We start from the raw sequence: 18,615 nt of genomic DNA on the forward strand, positions 1-18,615 counted from the left end.
GGATTTCAGTGGTTTAAACATAAAAATCTACACTTAGCTACTTATCATATTATCAATGCCTTACCCAATATGTTTGCATATCTGAAAGATAGTGAAATCCCTTATACTACCAATCGTTTAGAAGCCTATTTTACGCATTTGAAAGAGAAATTAACCTTGCATAGAGGACTTCGTTTTGAGGCTAAAAAGAACTTTATAAAATGGTATTTATATTTTAAAAATCAAGGGGGATAAGGTTTTTTTAGCCATAGGGTTCATCCGATAGTTTTAATAAAAAAGGGTGAGAAAAACTCACCCCTAAAACTATCGTTTTGAACATTGATTGTATTGCTGACAATGAACTATGTTCGTAACCTTCGTAAAAGCTATTCGCTTTTTCTCGCTTATTCCTCAGCAGAGCTTGTTTCCTCTTCCAATCAATGTGCGAAATATAAGCATTTTTTATCAATTATAAAAGTACCATTTTTTACCACATTGCCAAAAATAAACCCCGAGTAAACACTGCGGGGTTTTGTTGGTCGTTTGGTTGTTTATTCATGTACGGGAACTACGAGTACAGGAATAGGAGCCTTTTGGGTTAGCTCTTTGGTTAAACTTCCCACAAAAACATCATAAAAACCACTTCTACCATGAGAGCCTACCACTAAAAAATCAGTATGTGCTTTCTTCACAAAATCTAAAATTGCTACACTCGGTATGCCTTGGAGTAATTGTCTTTCGCAGCTCACGCCCATTTGCTCTACCTCTAGTTTCAGTTCATCAAGTTTTTTTGCTTCATCTTCTAAAACAGTATTTTCCACTTCTGGAATGTATTGGTATCCCAAATCTCCTATGGCATAGCCTATATCCATAGAGGCTACATGTAATAGTGTAATTTTAGCATGAATCATTTTGGCAAAATCCACGGCATAAGAAATCAACTTTTTATTCTGTGCCGAAAAATCTACAGGAACTACTATTTTTTTCATATTTCAAAGTATTAATGATGATATAAATGTACGAAAAAAACTGCACATCAGCAAAATATTGATAAGAAAGAATTTTCACTCCCCTTATTATTGCTCGCCATGAACAAATACGCTTGATGTACTCATGATTAGATTTCTAATTCCGATAAAAGCACATAAATCATCAGGATAAGGAAAAGCAAAAGCACTCTTTTGTAACATAAGTTACCGAATATTTCAGCAAATTATCTCATTTTTGTCTAAAAAAAATAAAATAATGGATATTTTAGAACTCATTAGGTCTCCTTGGCCTTGGTATGTGGCAGGACCACTCATTGGGCTTACCGTACCTGCATTATTAATATTAGGCAATAAATCTTTCGGGATAAGTTCATCGCTCAGACATATCTGTGCAGCGTGTGTGCCTACTAATATTCCCTTCTTCAAATACAATTGGCGAAAAGAGGTATGGAATTTATTCTTCGTCTTTGGTATTTTCTTAGGAGGTGTAATTTCTGCTAACTTTTTATCCAATCCAGCACCTATCACCGTACATCCTGATTTAGTATCAGAGCTTTCCACTTACGGGATTACTCATTATGACAATTTGGTTCCCGAAGACCTCTTCAGCTGGGAATCGCTATTTACCCTTAGGGGAATACTTACCATGGTAGTAGGTGGATTTTTAGTAGGGTTCGGGACTCGCTATGCAGGAGGATGTACCAGTGGACACTCCATCATGGGGCTTTCTAATTTACAATGGCCATCTCTCGTTGCTACTATATGTTTTATGATAGGAGGCTTAATCATGGCCAATTTCATCTTACCTATTATCCTTTCACTTTAAAATCTTATACTATGAATCATCTAAACGATAATAACGATTTACAACTGCGTGAACAAGATGCCATCTGCGTGAATGAAAGCCAGCTCCAGCACCATTGGTATCATAATCTAAAATACCTCTTCGTAGGGATACTCTTTGGCATTCTTTTCGTGAAAGCCGAAGTTATCAGCTGGTTTAGAATTCAGGAAATGTTTCGTTTTCAGTCTTTTCACATGTACGGCATCATCGGTAGTGCTGTCATTACAGGAATGCTCTCTGTATTGATCATTAAAAAATGGAATATCAAAACCATCTACGGAGAACCTATCCGAATTGCTCCTAAAGAGTTTAACAAAGGACAAATCTATGGGGGGCTCCTATTCGGTTTTGGCTGGGCAATTACCGGTGCCTGTCCTGGGCCTCTTTTTGCACAGATAGGAACGGGGGCTACTGTCATCATTATTACCCTGCTCAGTGCCATTGCAGGAACTTGGGTCTATGGTAAATTTAGAGAAAAACTACCTCACTAGTCATCTGCTTTAGTCATAAGTGTTTAGACTTTCACCAAAGCGATATGTATAACAAAATAAAAATACCTTATTCACTTACGAAACATTGTCACGGTATTACTACTGTGACAAAGTGCTTTATATACCAGCCATTGGCTAAATACCAAAAACCAATCGGCTAAAGCCAATATTTTTTACTAAATTTGCTACATGATGAGTCAAAAATGGATTTATAATCCCGAACCCGATGAAGAAATTGTAGATGGCCTCAGTATGTCACTGGGATTTGGAACTTTCGAATCCAAACTTTTAGTGATGAGAGGTATTGATAATTATGAAAAGGCAAGGGAATTTTTCAAACCTAAAATGGAAGATATCCATAATCCTTTTTTGATGACCGATATGCAAAAAGCCGTAGGAAGAATAGCTACGGCAATAGAGAATGGTGAAAAAATACTGGTCTATGGAGATTATGATGTAGATGGTACTACCGCTGTAGCACTGATGTACCTCTACCTTTCTAAAATAGTAGAAAAAAAATACTTAGACTTTTATATTCCTGATAGAAATGCCGAAGGTTATGGCATCTCTACCGAAGGGATAGACTTTGCCCATGCTCATAATTTCAGCCTCATCATTGCCTTAGACTGTGGAATTAAAGCATTGGATAAAATAGACTATGCCAATGAATTGGGCATTGATTTTATCATCTGTGATCACCACCTTCCTGGTGAGCAAATCCCCAACGCATACGCCGTACTAGACCCTAAAAGAAAAGACTGCCGATATCCCTATAAAGAACTTTCAGGTTGCGGCGTGGGCTTTAAACTGTGCCAAGGACTCAATAGCATCTACCGAATTCCTGATAATGAACTGTATGAATTAACAGATTTATTGGCCATTTCCATTGCCGCAGACATTGTGGCAATGACGGGAGAGAATAGACAACTGGCAAAAATAGGACTAAAAACCCTCAGAAAAACCAGAAATTTAGGACTCAGACTCCTCATCCCTGAGGAGAAATTGGCTACTTTTGATATCTCGAATATCGTTTTTGAGATCGCTCCGAAAATCAATGCTGCTGGTAGAATTTCTCATGGAAAAGCGGCGGTGGAACTGATGATTTCTGACAACTTGAAACACGCTCACCAAATTGTAGATGACATTAAAAATCTCAATGACGAAAGAAGAGAGCTGGATACAGAATCTACCGTATCTGCCATAAAACAAGTGAAAGAAACAGGACAGGAAAATAACTACACCACCATAGTATATGACCCAAATTGGAATAAAGGGGTGATAGGAATTGTAGCCTCCAGACTAACGGAAACTTATTATAAACCCACCTTAGTCTTCACTCAAGGCTCTGATAATGAACTGGTAGCTTCTGCAAGATCTGTATCTGATTTTGATGTCCACGCCGCCTTAGATAGCTGTTCAGAATATTTCCTAAAATTCGGTGGACATCAGGCCGCTGCAGGACTTTCTATGAGACCTGAAAAATTTGAAACATTCAAGAAAAAATTTGAACAAGTAGTAGCTGAACAAATTCAGGAACACCAAAAATCCCCCTCTATCACGATTGATTCCGAAATTCAAATCGAAGAATTAAATAGAGAGTTCATCAGCTTTCACCGAAAACTCGCTCCATTTGGACCTCAAAACATGAAACCCATTTTCGTACTAAAAAACCAAAAAGTGGCAGGATATGTGAAAACGATGGGAAAAGATAATAATCATCTCAAATTTCATATCAAAAGTGCTACTGCTAAAAACTTTGAATGTGTGGGCTTTAAACTTGGAAAATTTGCGGAAGATTTCAGAAATAAAAGTTTTGATATCGCTTTTACCTTAGAAGAAAACCACTGGAAAGGAAATGTAACACATTATTTCAGCATCCGAGATGTGAAATTCATTGACTAAATCATTCTTTCCCAAAGTATTAATACCACATCATATATGAAACAAATAGGTTTATTTTTCGGTTCGTTTAATCCTATCCATATCGGACACATCATCTTAGCCAATCATATTTTAGAATTTTCAAATTTAGACGAAATATGGTTCGTGGTAACGCCTCACAATCCTTTTAAAGAGAAAAAAACATTGCTAAATGACCAAAATAGACTCTATATGGTGGAACTGGCACTGAAAAATTACCCCAATATGAAAGCCAGTAATATAGAATTTTCACTGCCACAGCCCAGCTATACCATAGATACGCTTGCGTATCTGAAAGAAAGACATCCTTCCTATACATTCAGTCTCATCATGGGCGAAGACAACCTATCTGGACTCCAAAAATGGAAAAATGCAGATGTACTCATCGCTCATTATCCTATCTATGTGTATCCTAGGCTCACCGAAACTACCTCAGCAGGAAAAAAGCTGCTAGAGCTTCCTACTATACAAAAAATAGATGCTCCTATCATAGAGCTCTCTGCTACACAAATTAGGAATATGATTAAAGAAAACAAAAATGTTCGTCCTATGCTTCCCCCAGAAGTATTTGACTATTTAGATGGCAGTTCATTTTATAAATAATTAATGATGAAAACTTTTGTAGAAAAATTAAGACAAAGATACGGCGATGATAAACTCATGGTTTGGTTTAAAAAAACCTGTCTCTGGGAAGCCATTTCTTGTTTTTTACTCTACGGTATTGCTATGATTTGGAAACGCTATGATGACAGCTTAGCATCTACCATTTTCATCATTATTGTAGGGAATATCCATGGTTTGTTTTTCACTTTGTACCTCCTACTTTGCCTTCCTGCAAGGAAAATTTATGATTGGGATGATGAGGATTTTGTGTTTGCCTTGCTCTCTGCATTCTTCCCTTTCGCTACCATTTGGGTAGATAAAAAATTAGCCCAATTGGATAGAAATGAGGAATAAAAAAGACGGCATTTCACCGTCTATATTCTTATCTAAGTCATCTCTGCGATTACATCTACGCCTCCTTTGGTTTTGTCTCCTATTTTACAAAGGATTTTGGTATCTAGTGGTAAAAACACATCCATCCTAGAACCAAATTTGATAAATCCAAATTCATGCCCCGCTTTGGCTTCATCATTTTCATTACAGTAGAAAACAATTCTTCTGGCCACATACCCTGCAATTTGCCTAAACACTACTTTATGGGCATCTTCGGTTTCCACAGCTACCGTTGTTCGTTCATTTTCTGTAGATGATTTTTCATGCCAAGCTACCAGATATTTCCCAGGGTGGTATTTCTTGTACACCACTTTTCCAGATACAGGATATCTACAAATGTGTACATTGAGCGGGGACATAAATATAGATACCTGTACGGCCTTACCACTCAGAAACTCATTCTCTTCCACTTCCTTAATCATCACCACTTTTCCATCTACAGGGGCTATCACTTCCTTTCTATGTTCCAGTATAGCTCGGTGGGGTACTCGGAAGAACCAAAACACCAATCCGTACACTACCAAAAGCGGAATAATGATAAATAATGACCATTCCTCTAAAAACCTTACCGCTAAGAACGCTACAACTGCAAATACTATACTGGCTACGAGTATCGTTCCCTTAGATTCTTTATGTAATTTCATTTTATTTGATTATTCATTTTTAATTTTTCACTTATATCCATCGGTCTAAAACAAAGTACAAATATACAACAGGTACGCAAATAATAAAACTATCTAACCGATCCAGTATTCCGCCATGCCCTGGTATAATATTTCCAGAATCTTTGACCCCAAAACTTCTTTTCAGCTGGCTCTCCACCAAATCTCCCAGCGGAGCAAATACGGCTACCAATACCCCTACAACCATCCAATTCCCTCGCATTTCCTCCGAATAAGACTGAATAAAAAATGATAATACAAGTGTAAGCAAAACCCCTCCTGCAAAACCTTCCCAAGTTTTTTTCGGACTGATTTTAGGGGCCATTTTATGCTTCCCGAAAAGTCTTCCTGCAATGTACGCAAAAGTATCACTGCTCCAAATCAAAATGAAAAGATAAAAAACTTCTTTACTAAAACCACCTTCCATAAAAGACACCTGAGGCAATCCCAACGCAAAGCCAAAAGGTAAAACCGCATAAATAACAGCAAAGATGAGCTTTCCATTATCATAATAGAGCTCTTGTACGAATTTAAATACCGTTACCGCTGCAATGCCAATAAGCGAAAGTGCCAGCATCTCTGAAACTCTGAAATTAAAATAGAAATCATAGCCAAAATATCGCTTGGCAAAGAGATAAAAAACAAAAGCCCCTAAGGGAAAGACCAGCCATCTCTCGTAGCTTTTGCCAAATTTCAAAATATTAAAGACTTCCCATAAACAGCCCAAGGTAAGAAGCGTAATCAGCCCAAAATATAAATACGCCTGAGCGATATTAATGGAAAAAAAACGATAGAGCAAATCTGCCCCTATAGGATGTACACAAAATACGAGCAAGGCTACATAGACTATCCCAGAAAGGCTTCGCTGAGTAAAATTTTTGTCCAAAATAATAAATATTGAAAAATTAATCTTCTAAGAGTAGTAAAAATAGTTTTTGATTTACTGGACTAGAAGTGTCTAATTTATTTTGATTTCCACTGATGGAAGTAAGGTTTTTCACACTTCCTGCCCGCTTTATTTTGCCCATAGCATCATTCAGATTGGTAACAATCTGAGAAACCGTGGCCATGATAATGATTTTTGAAGGCAATCGGGCTGAATTATAGTGCTTAATATTATTATGAGAGAGCACTATTTTACCATCATATGCAATGAGATACTCGCAGGTAATAAACGCTGCATCATTATGCGTTTCTAGTGCTTCTGTATAAGGCACTTTGATTACATTAAGGAAATTCTTAAGGTCTTCATCCCAAGCAAAAAAAGAACTAATCCCTTCAGCCTTAATGATTTGCTGAAGAATACTTAGTGCTTCAGACTCATCAGCACAGTAATTAAAAAAGCCTCCCGAATGTGTAAAGAGCTGTGCAAAACGATAGTCTAAATCTGCATTACGAAGGGAGTCACCCAAATCCTCTAGGGTCTGAGCTTCTTCCTCTTCATGAGGGTTAATAATTTTTTTTAAAAGTTTCTTGAAAAATTCCAATTGCACAAACTGTTGGTTTTACAAAAATAATAATTTTGTTTTAATGTAAATAGGATTCTATAAAAAAAAATCTAACTTGCTAAAAGTTAGATTTTTTAATTGGTATTTAAGCATTCTGCTGTTCATCCTGAGATTTATCCTCTACCTCATGCGGTTCCAAGGTTGCTTGTACTTGGGGAGCATTACTCACTGGTTTTTCTGTAAGTTCTGGATCCCACGCTCTTTGACCAAATATTTCTTCCAAATCTTCGCGGAATATCACCTCTTTTTCCAGAAGCTTATTTGCCAAGGCATCTAATTTTTCTCGGTTATTGGTTAAAATATCTACTGCCCTTTGGTATTGATTTTCTATGATGGCTGAGATTTCTTGATCAATGATTTTCGCGGTCTCTTCTGAATAAGGTTTTCCGAAGCTAAACTCGCTCTGTCCTGAACTATCATAGTAGGAGATATTCCCCACTTTCTTATTCAGCCCATAGATGGTTACCATGGCTTGTGCTTGTTTCGTTACTCTTTCCAAGTCAGACAAAGCCCCTGTAGAGATATTCCCCAGCACTACTTGCTCCGCAGCTCTACCTCCTAGGGTGGCACACATTTCATCTAGCATTTGTTCAGTAGTGGTAAGTGAGCGTTCCTCAGGCAAATACCAAGCCGCTCCTAGAGACCTTCCTCTCGGCACAATAGTTACTTTTAAAAGCGGTGCTGCGTGTTCCAAAAGCCAAGATACTGTAGCATGCCCTGCCTCATGAAAAGCCACTCTCTTCTTCTCCGAAGGTTTAATGGCTTTATTTTTCTTTTCTAACCCACCGATGATTCTATCCACGGCGTCTAAGAAATCTTGTTTCGTTACCGATTCATGACCGTTTCTGGCAGCTACTAGTGCTGCTTCGTTACAAACATTAGCAATATCGGCACCACTAAATCCTGGGGTTTGTTTCGCTAAAAACTTTCTATCTACTGAGGTATCGATTTTAATTTTTGCCAGATGAACATCAAAGATTTGTTCTCTTTCATGGAGTTCTGGTAAATCCACAAAGATAGAACGGTCAAACCTTCCTGCACGCATCAATGCTTTGTCCAAAATATCTGCACGGTTAGTAGCTGCCATCACAATAACATTCGTATCTGTACCAAAGCCGTCCATTTCTGTAAGCAATTGATTCAATGTATTTTCCCTCTCATCATTTCCGCCAGTAATATTTTTACCTCCTCGGGCTCTACCGATGGCATCAATCTCATCAATGAAAATAATCGACGGAGATTTTGCTTTTGCCTGAGCGAACAAATCTCTCACTCTGGAAGCCCCTACCCCTACGAACATTTCCACAAAATCAGACCCCGAAAGGGAGAAGAAAGGCACTTCCGCTTCTCCAGCCACTGCCTTTGCCAATAGGGTTTTACCTGTTCCTGGAGGCCCCACCAGAAGTACTCCTTTCGGTATTTTACCTCCCAATTTGGTATATTTTTCAGAGTTTTTAAGGAAATCTACCACCTCCTGTACTTCCTCCTTCGCACCTTCCATTCCTGCTACATCTTGGAAAGTTACTTTCACTTTTGTTTTTTCGTCAAAGACCTTGGCTCGGGATTTTCCGATGGAGAAAATTTGTCCACCCGCTCCACCTCCAGACATCATTTTACGGAAGAAAACATAGTAAACAATCATCATAATAGTGATTCCTATAAGAATCTGAATCATCACTTCTTGGAATACTGAACCTGCCGTTCCTACCGTATGGGTAGTTTTTATTTCAGGATTGGCCTTTTTTACTTCATCTATTTTAGAAAGAAATAGGGATAAATCTCCGTACTGCACCACTCTGTCCACCTTAGGAGCGGTGGTAAATCCTGAGAAAGGATTATTTTCTTGTTTTGCATTTTCTACACTTGCTGCCTTTGCTTGCTGGGTAAGAAAAACATCAGCGGTGTAATTATCTCTATACACTTTTATACTTTGAACTTTCCCATCTTGCATTAGCGTAATAAATTCATCCTCAGATATTTTATTGGTAGGCTCTGAGAAGAACATATCTTTTCCGAAAAAAAGGAAAAGTGCCAAAATTGCTATTGGAAAAAACCAATTAAAACCTTTATTATTCATGAAAAAAATGATTATGATTGAAAATTATTTATGATTCTATTTTGGTTACTTTAGCATCTCCCCACAGTTCCTCTATCTCATAATATTCACGGATATGTCTTTGGAAAATATGCACCACCACAGAAACATAATCTACTAACACCCAAAGTCCATTTTCAGTACCCTCTACATGCCAAGGTCTTTCTTTGAGTTCGTTTCTTACTTTCTTTTCTACATTTCCAGCGATGGCGGAAACCTGAGTATTAGAATTTCCACTACAGATAATGAATGTTTCTGCTACGGCATTTTCTATATTAGAAAGGTCAAAAACCATGATGTCTTCGCCTTTAGTGTCTTGGATGGCATCAATAATTTGATGAATAAGTGCCTCTTTTTTAGTTTTTTCTGTCATTCTATTTTGAAATATCGTACAAATTTATTGTTTTTTTCTTACTTTTAGAGCATATTATGAAGCCAAAAGTATGCCTACCTTATGTTATCTGACAGAATGTTCATCTACGAATGATGAAATTCTCCATTTTTTACCCGAACACGCTACTGCAATCACCTCCGTTTACACCTTTCATCAAACCCAAGGGAGGGGCACTTACGGTAATCAGTGGCAATCTTCTAAGGCAGAAAATATCGCTTTCTCTTCAGCCCTACCTACTACACTATTTCATGACGATGATTTTTGGACAATGCTTTGGTGTACACTGATGGCAAGGGATTTTCTTTCGCACATCACCGATGAAAAGGTAGAAATCAAGTGGCCGAATGATTTGATTTTGAAACAAAAAAAAATCTCGGGAATGCTCATTGAAAAAAAGAAAGTCCGTAATATACACTACTATATTTTCGGGATAGGCATCAATGTCTTGCAAAAAAACTTCGATGCTTTTCCGCATGCAGGCTCCCTCTTTACACAGACTAAAAAAAAGCTAGATTTACATACTTTAGCGTCAGATTTTCATGCGTTTTTAACGGAGAAAAGCAAAGACATCTTATCTATAGAAAATCTACTTCATCAGTATAATTCACACCTATTCAAAAGAGGAAAAATCGCTGTATTTGAAACAAACGACATCAGACAAAATGGCATTATTCAAATGATGGATACCAACGGCAATCTTATCGTAGAATTAGAACATGACGGGCTGAAATCTTTTTACCACAAAGAAATTAAGATGCTTTATTGATTAGCTCTTTTCCAGTACAGCACTGCCGCCAGTGGAGCGAAAACCATATTAGGAAGCCACATGGCAAGCAGTGGAGGAATGACATTTTTCTCGGCAACGACTTTTAATGCTTCAAATGAAAATACAAAAATAAACGCTAATAGAATCCCAATAGCGAGGTTCATCCCTATTCCGCCCCTTCTTTTTTGAGAGGATAATGAGAGTGCTAATACGGTAAGAATCACAATAGAAACAGGCATAGAAGTACGCTGATGGAGGTCATTGAGGTAAGTATTCAGATGACTATTTCCTTTTTCCCTCTCTCTTTGGATAAACCTCATCAGCTCGGGCGTTACTTTATTTTGCCCGATAAGCTGATCTGGGAAAAGCTCTTCAGGTGGAAAACCAAAAGATTTTTCTATCTGATGACCATTGTTTATTTTCTGCCTATCTTTCGGTAAGAATGTTTTTTCAAAATAATTATTAAGGACAAACACCTTTTTCTCAGCATTCCATGAAATCTCTGAAGAAAGCAGTTGGTAAGTTAACTTCCTATCCTTATCGTATTTTTTGTATGAAAAGCCACTTCCCCTTTTTTCCCCTTTATTATAATAATCTATGAACAGATATTCATCCTTAGAAATTTGCGTAGCAATAGGTGCCGAGCCCATCACCTTTTCCCTATCCATGGCATTCATGATATAAGGCTCCATAGCATTTTTCTTGGTATTCGCCCAAGGAAGGACGAAATGATTAATCCCCAAAGAAATCACACCAATGAATAAAGAAGTGAGAAGATAAGGTTTAGCAAACCGATGAAAACTGACTCCCGAACTAATAATAGCTACAATCTCCGTATTATTGGCAATTCTAGAAGTAAAATAAATCACCGAAATAAATACGAGTATAGACATAAAAGTCATAATAAGGTAAATAATCCAAAAAGGATAAAACCCAATCAGAAAATCGGATAACTCATAATCACTGGCATCTATTCTTGGTTTTTTCGCCTGAACATCAATGACGAAGACCACAATAGAAAGCAAGAGCAACATGAAAGTAAATGTGCCCAAATATTTCTTAATGATATAGCGATCTATGATTTTCATACTAATAAGATGAGCATATGACTGCTAGCAATTAACTTACTGACTTCTAAAAATAAATAAACAGCAGACCGTAAACTATAGACTTCTAATTTATGTCATTATACTTTGTACATCGTACAATTTCTAATTTCCAACTTCATGTTAATCATCTTCTCTGTCTCAGTCTCGGTACTACGGTATTTTTCCACTCATAGAAATCTCCTGCCAAAATATGTTTTCTTGCCTGAGTAACTAAATCAAGATAAAAAGCCAAATTATGAATACTTGCTATTTGCTTCCCAAGATATTCCTTCGCCACGAAAAGATGTCTGAGATAGGCTTTGGAATATTCAAAATCTACAAAAGCCGTCCCCGATTCATCTAATGGTGAGAAATCTTTTTTCCATTTTTCATTTCGGATATTAATAACGCCATCCCATGTAAAAAGCATTCCGTTTCGGGCATTTCTAGTAGGCATTACACAATCCATCATATCTATCCCTAACCCTATGGATTCCAATATATTCCAAGGCGTACCCACCCCCATCAGATAACGCGGTTTTTCTTTCGGGAGTATATCTGTTACTTCATCGGTAATTCTATACATTTCCTCTTCTGGCTCTCCTACAGATAGCCCGCCAATGGCATTTCCTGCGCAATCCGCTTCAGAAATGACTTCGGCAGAAATTTTTCTCAAATCAGAATAGGTAGAACCTTGAACGATAGGGAAAAGATACTGTTGATGCCCATAAATAGGCGGATTTTCTTCGCACCAATCCATACATCTTTTGAGCCAACGGTGCGTCATCTCCATAGATTTTTTCGCTTGATGATACTCACATGGATAAGGGGTACATTCATCAAAAGCCATTAAAATATCCGCACCTATTTTCCTTTGAATTTCCATAGAAATTTCAGGAGAGATAAAATGATAGCTCCCATCAATATGGGATTTAAACTTCGCTCCTTCTTCGGTGATTTTTCTGGAATCTGCCAATGAAAACACCTGAAATCCACCAGAATCTGTAAGAATAGGTTTTTGCCAATTCATAAATTGATGCAGTCCTCCCGCAGCTTCCATCACTTCCATACCTGGTCTCAAATAAAGATGATAGGTATTTCCAAGGATAATTTGGGCTTTAATATCTTCTCTCAGTTCTCTTTGGTGTACCGTTTTCACGCTTGCCACCGTTCCTACGGGCATAAAAATAGGGGTCTGAATTTCACCATGGTCCGTAGTAATCACTCCTGCTCTTGCCTTTCCTTCAGTGGCTTTATCGATATTAAAAATTTTCTTCATTATTCAGGTCTTTCTGCGTTTTGTAATTTATCTTCTTGCTGTATATGCTCCTTTGCTTTCGGGTGCATTTCTATAATTTTCTTTTGTGCTTTATCTAAAATTTTAGGCATCTCTTTTTTTGCCAAATAATAGGTATAGTTGTCTTTGAAGTCTTGGCTACTAATATTGTATTTTTTAAATATGAAATAAGCTCCCTCTTCTGTAGAGCCTTTAGGCTGAACGAAAAGTGTTTGTTCATTGAGACTCAGCTCTGCAATGATACCCGCCATTTCTTCTTTAGAGAGTTGATTCTTAGGCGATGCAATATACTCAGCACAAGCAATAAGCCCCAATAGCACAATGAATGGAAATATTTTCTTCATGTTACAACTGATTAAAGATTGCTTTTTTTCGGAGATTAAGCACGCCCAATACCGCTTCGCCAATGATTCCTCCATTCATTTTACTCTCTCCCAACACCCTATTGGTAAATACAATGGGAACTTCTGTAATTTTAAACCCTTTCTTATATGCTCTGTACTTCATTTCTATCTGAAAACCATACCCTTTGAGCTTTACTTTCTCTAGACCTATACCTTCCAGCACCTTTCTGCTAAAACAAACGAAACCTGCTGTAGTATCATGAATGGGAATTCCAAGAACGAATCGTACATATTGAGATGCAAAATAAGAGAGTAACACCCTCCCCATGGGCCAATTCACTACATTCACACCATTTTTATACCTAGACCCGATGCTCATATCGCTTTCTAAACATGCTGCATAGAGTTTAGGTAAATCCGCAGGATTGTGGGAAAAGTCTGCATCCATTTCAAAGATATAATCATAACCATTCTGTAGTGCCCACTGAAAACCATGCAGATACGCCTTCCCCAGTCCATCTTTGTTTTTTCTGACAGATAAATGTAGATATTCAGGAAAATCTTTCTGGAGTGCTCTCACTATCTCCGCTGTTCCATCTGGGGAGGAATCATCCACTACCAAAACATGAAACTGTTGTTCTAATGCCATTACCGCACGGATAATAGCATCAATATTTTCTTTTTCATTATAAGTAGGAATGATAACGAGCTTCTTCATGATATTTTGATGGGACAAAGATAGAGTTTTGTTTTGAAATAAGACATTATTTGAAATATACTCCACTTCCTAAATCTACAAGTACACAATGTTCTCATTTAGTGTATCTCTTTTCACTCATGTTCTAAATCATTTGAAAAAACTACGGCACGGTTTTTGTTCGTAATGCCGAGCTGTAAAAAAAATAGAATTTAAAAAAGAATAAAAATTACACAATGATGAAAAGTACAATAGCTGCATTTAGCCTATTATTAGGTGCCATGGCGTACGCACAAACTGGAAGGGTAGGGGTAAATACCCATGAGCCGAAAGCTGCAATGGATATTAACGCCATTACTGCAGACAATGCAAAAGGAATTTTGATTCCAAGACTTAACGCTACTCTAGTAAAAAACATTACGCCAAGTTTAACAGCAAACCAACACTCTATGTTGGCTTTTATTACAGAAGAGATTTCTACTTCTGAAAGAGTGGGCAACTATGAACTAATATCAGGTGCGGGATACTACTATTGGGAGTGGAATAGCAACCTCAACGATAGCCGATGGGTACGCGTATCTGGAAAATTTGAAACCGACCTTAGAAGAGTAGGTAATAGTAACCATATTACCATGGACGCTGGGGTAGGCGGCACTGGAACCAGTGCAGGGACGGGTGAAAGCAATGTAGCAATTGGTAAAGGTTCTTTGAACGCTATAACTACGGGGAGTAATAATGTAGCTATGGGAGCTAATGCTCTGGGCTCATTGAGTACCGCTTTTAGTAATGTGGCAATAGGAAACAATGCACTTTCTAAAAACAATGGAAACCATAATATAGCGATAGGAGGAGATGCTATGGCAGCAACTACTAGTGGATCTAGTAACACAGCCCTAGGGACTAATGCTTTAAAAGCAAATACTGAAGGAAAATTTAACACTGCGATAGGCACCAATGCCTTACCTAAAAATACCACAGGAAGTAACAATGTGGCAATTGGCGTAGACGCTCTCTCAGAGAACACTACTGCACAAGGTAACACTGCTATTGGTCAATCTGCACTTAAACTCAACACTACTGGTGTATATAACACCGCTATTGGATACAAGGTTTTAGAAAAAAATACTACTGGTAGTTATAATATCTCCATGGGAGCTCCTTCAATGTCTTCTAATACGACAGGTGGAAACAATTTGGCATTAGGAAATCAAACTCTAAATAAAAACATTTCTGGGGAGTCCAATATTGCACTTAATGCTAAAGCTTTAGAAAACAATACCACAGGAAGATACAATATTGCTATGGGATTTGAGAGTATGCGTACTAACGAAGTGGGTATTGGAAACTTATCACTAGGTTATCGTGGTTTGTATCATTCTAAAGGAGATTACAATACAGGTGTAGGTTATATGCCTGGAACTTTCATTCTCGGAGGAAATGGAAATATGCATATAGGAAATATTGACAATCAATGGATTGATAATAATGCTGGATTTAATAACACCATTTTTATTGGACACAGAATGGCACCTCCAGTACAAACTAACGATACAGATCTTGCTGTTCCTAATACTCCTAATGCAGATAGCAATACCATCCTATTAGGAAACGACACAGCACAAGGACCTAAAGTAGGGATAGGAACTTATAAACCAGAAGAAAAATTAGAAGTAGCTGGTGCTATCCGCTCTAGCATAAATGCAAATATTGGAGGTCATGTAGTATTATCGAATGATAGCAAAATTAATGCTGATGGTAAATTAGCTACAAAATGGAAAATCTACAACTTAGGAAAGCAAACTACAGGAAATCAATATACCAACTCTCTTCAGTTTTGGTCTTATGGACAAAAGACAGATGGAACTCCTACGGATAATAGATCTCAAATGATGCTTACAGATGAAGGAAAGCTTGCAATTGGAGTGCCTAGTGATTATGAACCCAAAGAAAGATTAGAGGTAATAGGAGGAATCAAAATAGGTACTACTGCTACCACATGTACTAATGAAACTCAAGGAACACTTCGCTTTCATACTGCTTCTAAAAAATTCCAAGGTTGTAATGGTACTTATTGGGTAGATCTTCATCCATAAAAAACACACCCTTAATAACAAAAATAGGCTATCCAAAAAGGATGGCCTTATTTTTTATAGTACGAGACCTTTGCACAGTAAAAAAATGAGAAAAATCATTTAAAAAATTGATTGTTAGGTGATTATTTCGTATATTATGTCTTGTAAAACGCACCAAAACCCTATCTGCTATGTCCTTTGCTGCTTACGATGTGGAAAGACGCACCTGAAAAGGCTCTTTCTCACAGGTCGATACCATTATTGATTGGAAATCCATTTCTGCTATCATCGACAAACACCATCAAAAAGGACTCTCCGCCTCGGATGAAAAGTCGCTAAGTAAATGGGAGAAAGTGTTTAACAAGTTGATTTCTAAGACGCATTGGGTAGTAGAGCGTACTTTTGGGAGTCAAAAGCGATGGTTTGGTGTGGGGCAGACGCGTTTAAAAGACCTAGACAAGGTACACACGCAACATATTTTGGAAGCCATTGCCTACAATCTGAAGCGAAGTCCGAAAATGGAGATACTTCCTGCTTTTTAATGAAAAAAGGCAAAAAAAAGAGTGTTTTTAAGGGAAAACACTCGAAAAATTGACAAAAAACACCAAAAAATCATCTGTTTTCTGTTTTTAAATATGTGATTTTCTAAAAAAATCATCCGAATATGAGAAAATAGAGGGTAAACGGTTCTTGCAAAGGTCTTTGGATGTTTGTTATTGCTATATACATTTGACCCCGCTGGGTCCAGTTCATGAAGTGGGATTTGAGCGATTGGCTTTTAGTGAATTGCGAATAGCTTCTGGTTTTTAACTTTTTAGCTTTCTAACCTCTGCTTTCCAACTTCTCATTTCTAAAATCATTGTACATTATACTTTGCACATTATACAATATCTAATTTCTTTTTAAAAATTTAAAATTCCTATCCATTAAAATACCTTATTTTTGCTTTTTACTTTTCACAATGACGAAAGAACAATACCAAAACGCCATTGAGTGGCTATTCGTACAAATGCCCAACTATCAAATTGATGGACAAAAAGCATACAAACCAGGCTTAGGTAATATCATTAAACTGTGTAACTTTTTTGGTAATCCACAAGCAACACTGAAAACCATTCATATTGGAGGCACCAACGGTAAAGGCTCCACCAGCAATATGCTTGCTTCTATTCTACAGGAACAAGGCTATAAAGTAGGTCTCTACAATTCTCCTCATCTTATAGATTTTACTGAAAGAATCAAAGTAAATGGTAAAAACGCAGAAAAAACATTCGTGTACGATTTTATTCAACGGCTAAAAAACCTCCCCGAAACTATTTTACCGTCTTTCTTTGAATTCACTACCATTATGGCATTTGAATATTTTCGTCAGCAAAATGTAGATTTTGCCATCATTGAAGTAGGACTTGGAGGCAGATTAGACTCCACTAATATTATCCAACCGATGATTTCCGCCATCACCAATGTAGCCCTCGACCATCAAAATATTTTGGGCGAGACCATAGAAGAAATAGCGGCTGAAAAAGCGGGAATCATAAAGCCTCACACGCCCATTATTTCTGGAGACGAAAATCCTTTGGTAAAAAATATCATCCGAAAAAAAGCAGAAGAAAATACAGCCCAATGGATAGATGCTACCACGATTTCCCACCAATACGAAACCGATTTACAAGGAAAATACCAACAAAAAAATATCCGCGTAGCCATCGCACTGATAGAGGAATTAAAACGAATGGGCATTACTATTTCTGAATCTGCCATCATCCATGGACTCAAAAATGTGCAAAAAAACACAAATTTCATCGGAAGATGGTACGAATTCTCTCAACAACCACTTACCATATGTGATACGGGACATAATCAGGCAGGATTAGAAGAAGTTTTCGCCCAACTCGAAACCATGCCTCAATACAAAAGAATGGTTTTAGGCTTTGTGAATGACAAAAAAATAGACGAAGTACTCCAAATACTTCCCAAAAATGCGGAATATTATTTCGTAAAACCCTCCATTTTTAGAGGCAGACCCCCCAAAGAATATGAAGAGCAACTGAAAAAATCAGGAATTAAGTACAAAATTTTTAATGAAGTAAACGAAGGATATCTCACTGCAAAACAAGAATGTATGGAAAATGAAATGATTTTCATCGGTGGAAGTAACTTTGTAGTAGGAGATTTTTTAGAAAAAAATTTGGTGGTATAAAAAATAGTCGTATATTTGCACCACTCAAAACGAGTAATAAGACGAAAGTCGGGTTCTTAGCTCAGTTGGTTCAGAGCATCTGGTTTACACCCAGAGGGTCGGGGGTTCGAATCCCTCAGAACCCACAAAAAGGAACGATACCTTTCAAAAAAAATCGGGTTCTTAGCTCAGTTGGTTCAGAGCATCTGGTTTACACCCAGAGGGTCGGGGGTTCGAATCCCTCAGAACCCACAAAACCTTAGCATAGTGCTAAGGTTTTTTTGTTTTTATAAC

The 18,615-nt window shown here is 37.5% G+C and carries 19 protein-coding genes, 2 tRNA genes and 1 pseudogene; 12 read left to right on the plus strand and 10 right to left on the minus strand.

Features of this window, described 5'->3' with window-relative positions:
* Window positions 1-234: pseudogene (locus tag HMPREF9699_RS11165) on the plus strand (IS256 family transposase, variant Zn-binding type); the annotation flags it as partial.
* A 296-nt stretch (window positions 235-530) separates the two neighbouring features.
* On the opposite strand, the gene HMPREF9699_RS03070 reads toward HMPREF9699_RS11165, so the two are convergent.
* Complete coding sequence (locus tag HMPREF9699_RS03070) at window positions 531-968, minus strand: universal stress protein (RefSeq protein ID WP_002662338.1); 438 nt, start codon at window positions 966-968, stop codon at window positions 531-533.
* A gap of 256 nt (window positions 969-1,224) precedes the next feature.
* On the opposite strand from HMPREF9699_RS03070, the gene HMPREF9699_RS03075 reads away from it, so the two are divergent.
* The 5 genes from HMPREF9699_RS03075 to HMPREF9699_RS03095 all read left to right on the plus strand — a co-directional run bounded on the left by HMPREF9699_RS03075 (window position 1,225) and on the right by HMPREF9699_RS03095 (window position 5,180).
* A complete protein-coding gene (locus HMPREF9699_RS03075) occupies window positions 1,225-1,794 on the plus strand; it encodes a YeeE/YedE family protein (protein WP_002662340.1) in 570 nt (189 codons plus the stop codon).
* 11 nt (window positions 1,795-1,805) lie between these two features.
* On the plus strand, window positions 1,806-2,303 hold the full coding sequence (locus tag HMPREF9699_RS03080) for a DUF6691 family protein (RefSeq protein ID WP_002662342.1): 498 nt from the start codon (window positions 1,806-1,808) through the stop codon (window positions 2,301-2,303).
* A gap of 192 nt (window positions 2,304-2,495) precedes the next feature.
* A complete protein-coding gene (gene recJ / locus HMPREF9699_RS03085; protein ID WP_002662343.1) occupies window positions 2,496-4,205 on the plus strand; it encodes a single-stranded-DNA-specific exonuclease RecJ in 1,710 nt (569 codons plus the stop codon).
* A 36-nt stretch (window positions 4,206-4,241) separates the two neighbouring features.
* Window positions 4,242-4,826 carry a nicotinate (nicotinamide) nucleotide adenylyltransferase gene (nadD, locus tag HMPREF9699_RS03090; RefSeq protein ID WP_002662344.1) on the plus strand — a complete coding sequence of 195 codons (585 nt, stop codon included), beginning with the start codon at window positions 4,242-4,244 and terminating at the stop codon, window positions 4,824-4,826.
* Window positions 4,827-4,832: 6 nt separating this feature from the next.
* Window positions 4,833-5,180 carry a DUF3817 domain-containing protein gene (locus tag HMPREF9699_RS03095; RefSeq protein WP_002662345.1) on the plus strand — a complete coding sequence of 116 codons (348 nt, stop codon included), beginning with the start codon at window positions 4,833-4,835 and terminating at the stop codon, window positions 5,178-5,180.
* A 32-nt stretch (window positions 5,181-5,212) separates the two neighbouring features.
* Here HMPREF9699_RS03095 and HMPREF9699_RS03100 read toward each other — a convergent pair whose 3' ends face one another.
* The 5 genes from HMPREF9699_RS03100 to rsfS form a co-directional block, all read right to left on the minus strand.
* On the minus strand, window positions 5,213-5,863 hold the full coding sequence (locus HMPREF9699_RS03100; protein ID WP_002662346.1) for a phosphatidylserine decarboxylase family protein: 651 nt from the start codon (window positions 5,861-5,863) through the stop codon (window positions 5,213-5,215).
* Between the two features lie 31 nt (window positions 5,864-5,894).
* Window positions 5,895-6,767, minus strand: coding sequence for a phosphatidate cytidylyltransferase (locus HMPREF9699_RS03105; RefSeq protein WP_002662347.1), 873 nt, complete (start codon window positions 6,765-6,767; stop codon window positions 5,895-5,897).
* 19 nt (window positions 6,768-6,786) lie between these two features.
* A complete protein-coding gene (locus HMPREF9699_RS03110) occupies window positions 6,787-7,368 on the minus strand; it encodes an LUD domain-containing protein (protein ID WP_172539693.1) in 582 nt (193 codons plus the stop codon).
* A gap of 106 nt (window positions 7,369-7,474) precedes the next feature.
* Window positions 7,475-9,466, minus strand: a complete 1,992-nt coding sequence (gene ftsH / locus HMPREF9699_RS03115) for an ATP-dependent zinc metalloprotease FtsH (protein WP_002662349.1) — start codon at window positions 9,464-9,466, stop codon at window positions 7,475-7,477.
* A gap of 28 nt (window positions 9,467-9,494) precedes the next feature.
* Window positions 9,495-9,857 (minus strand): ribosome silencing factor, encoded by a 363-nt coding sequence (gene rsfS / locus HMPREF9699_RS03120; RefSeq protein ID WP_002662350.1) that lies wholly within the window; start codon window positions 9,855-9,857, stop codon window positions 9,495-9,497.
* 70 nt (window positions 9,858-9,927) lie between these two features.
* Between rsfS and HMPREF9699_RS03125 the strand changes: the two genes are divergently transcribed.
* Complete coding sequence (locus HMPREF9699_RS03125) at window positions 9,928-10,644, plus strand: biotin--[acetyl-CoA-carboxylase] ligase (protein ID WP_002662351.1); 717 nt, start codon at window positions 9,928-9,930, stop codon at window positions 10,642-10,644.
* Here HMPREF9699_RS03125 and HMPREF9699_RS03130 read toward each other — a convergent pair.
* The 4 genes from HMPREF9699_RS03130 to HMPREF9699_RS03145 all read right to left on the minus strand — a co-directional run bounded on the left by HMPREF9699_RS03130 (window position 10,638) and on the right by HMPREF9699_RS03145 (window position 14,091).
* A complete protein-coding gene (locus tag HMPREF9699_RS03130) occupies window positions 10,638-11,732 on the minus strand; it encodes an LptF/LptG family permease (protein WP_002662352.1) in 1,095 nt (364 codons plus the stop codon). The genes HMPREF9699_RS03125 and HMPREF9699_RS03130 overlap by 7 nt on opposite strands.
* A 145-nt stretch (window positions 11,733-11,877) precedes the next feature.
* Entirely contained in the window at window positions 11,878-13,011 is a 1,134-nt protein-coding gene (gene tgt / locus HMPREF9699_RS03135) for a tRNA guanosine(34) transglycosylase Tgt (protein WP_002662354.1), read from the minus strand.
* Entirely contained in the window at window positions 13,011-13,373 is a 363-nt protein-coding gene (locus HMPREF9699_RS03140; RefSeq protein WP_002662356.1) for a DUF4296 domain-containing protein, read from the minus strand. Before HMPREF9699_RS03140 ends, tgt begins: the two co-directional genes overlap by 1 nt.
* A gap of 1 nt (window position 13,374) precedes the next feature.
* Entirely contained in the window at window positions 13,375-14,091 is a 717-nt protein-coding gene (locus HMPREF9699_RS03145; protein WP_002662358.1) for a polyprenol monophosphomannose synthase, read from the minus strand.
* A 215-nt stretch (window positions 14,092-14,306) separates the two neighbouring features.
* On the opposite strand from HMPREF9699_RS03145, the gene HMPREF9699_RS03150 reads away from it, so the two are divergent.
* The 5 genes from HMPREF9699_RS03150 (at window position 14,307) to HMPREF9699_RS03165 (ending at window position 18,573) form a co-directional block, all read left to right on the plus strand.
* Window positions 14,307-16,163 carry a hypothetical protein gene (locus HMPREF9699_RS03150; RefSeq protein WP_002662359.1) on the plus strand — a complete coding sequence of 619 codons (1,857 nt, stop codon included), beginning with the start codon at window positions 14,307-14,309 and terminating at the stop codon, window positions 16,161-16,163.
* Window positions 16,164-16,429: 266 nt separating this feature from the next.
* On the plus strand, window positions 16,430-16,684 hold the full coding sequence (locus HMPREF9699_RS10945; protein WP_260182297.1) for a transposase: 255 nt from the start codon (window positions 16,430-16,432) through the stop codon (window positions 16,682-16,684).
* 419 nt (window positions 16,685-17,103) lie between these two features.
* Window positions 17,104-18,342, plus strand: coding sequence for a bifunctional folylpolyglutamate synthase/dihydrofolate synthase (locus tag HMPREF9699_RS03155; protein WP_002662360.1), 1,239 nt, complete (start codon window positions 17,104-17,106; stop codon window positions 18,340-18,342).
* A gap of 50 nt (window positions 18,343-18,392) precedes the next feature.
* Window positions 18,393-18,467 (plus strand) — tRNA-Val (locus tag HMPREF9699_RS03160).
* Window positions 18,468-18,498: 31 nt separating this feature from the next.
* Window positions 18,499-18,573 (plus strand) — tRNA-Val (locus HMPREF9699_RS03165).
* Window positions 18,574-18,615 lie beyond the last annotated feature (42 nt).

The sequence above is a fragment of the Bergeyella zoohelcum ATCC 43767 genome, assembly GCF_000301075.1.
Taxonomy (GTDB): domain Bacteria; phylum Bacteroidota; class Bacteroidia; order Flavobacteriales; family Weeksellaceae; genus Bergeyella; species Bergeyella zoohelcum.

What these genes read in the sequence shown, in the direction of transcription:
- HMPREF9699_RS03070 (WP_002662338.1), bottom strand. Translation starts at nt 968, where the DNA reads ATGAAAAAAATAGTAGTTCCTGTAGATTTTTCGGCACAGAATAAAAAG.
- HMPREF9699_RS03075 (WP_002662340.1), top strand. Translation starts at nt 1,225, where the DNA reads ATGGATATTTTAGAACTCATTAGGTCTCCTTGGCCTTGGTATGTGGCA.
- HMPREF9699_RS03080 (WP_002662342.1), top strand. Translation starts at nt 1,806, where the DNA reads ATGAATCATCTAAACGATAATAACGATTTACAACTGCGTGAACAAGAT.
- recJ (WP_002662343.1), top strand. Translation starts at nt 2,496, where the DNA reads ATGAGTCAAAAATGGATTTATAATCCCGAACCCGATGAAGAAATTGTA.
- nadD (WP_002662344.1), top strand. Translation starts at nt 4,242, where the DNA reads ATGAAACAAATAGGTTTATTTTTCGGTTCGTTTAATCCTATCCATATC.
- HMPREF9699_RS03095 (WP_002662345.1), top strand. Translation starts at nt 4,833, where the DNA reads ATGAAAACTTTTGTAGAAAAATTAAGACAAAGATACGGCGATGATAAA.
- HMPREF9699_RS03100 (WP_002662346.1), bottom strand. Translation starts at nt 5,863, where the DNA reads ATGAAATTACATAAAGAATCTAAGGGAACGATACTCGTAGCCAGTATA.
- ftsH (WP_002662349.1), bottom strand. Translation starts at nt 9,466, where the DNA reads ATGAATAATAAAGGTTTTAATTGGTTTTTTCCAATAGCAATTTTGGCA.
- rsfS (WP_002662350.1), bottom strand. Translation starts at nt 9,857, where the DNA reads ATGACAGAAAAAACTAAAAAAGAGGCACTTATTCATCAAATTATTGAT.
- HMPREF9699_RS03125 (WP_002662351.1), top strand. Translation starts at nt 9,928, where the DNA reads ATGCCTACCTTATGTTATCTGACAGAATGTTCATCTACGAATGATGAA.
- HMPREF9699_RS03130 (WP_002662352.1), bottom strand. Translation starts at nt 11,732, where the DNA reads ATGAAAATCATAGATCGCTATATCATTAAGAAATATTTGGGCACATTT.
- tgt (WP_002662354.1), bottom strand. Translation starts at nt 13,011, where the DNA reads ATGAAGAAAATTTTTAATATCGATAAAGCCACTGAAGGAAAGGCAAGA.
- HMPREF9699_RS03140 (WP_002662356.1), bottom strand. Translation starts at nt 13,373, where the DNA reads ATGAAGAAAATATTTCCATTCATTGTGCTATTGGGGCTTATTGCTTGT.
- HMPREF9699_RS03145 (WP_002662358.1), bottom strand. Translation starts at nt 14,091, where the DNA reads ATGAAGAAGCTCGTTATCATTCCTACTTATAATGAAAAAGAAAATATT.
- HMPREF9699_RS03150 (WP_002662359.1), top strand. Translation starts at nt 14,307, where the DNA reads ATGATGAAAAGTACAATAGCTGCATTTAGCCTATTATTAGGTGCCATG.
- HMPREF9699_RS03155 (WP_002662360.1), top strand. Translation starts at nt 17,104, where the DNA reads ATGACGAAAGAACAATACCAAAACGCCATTGAGTGGCTATTCGTACAA.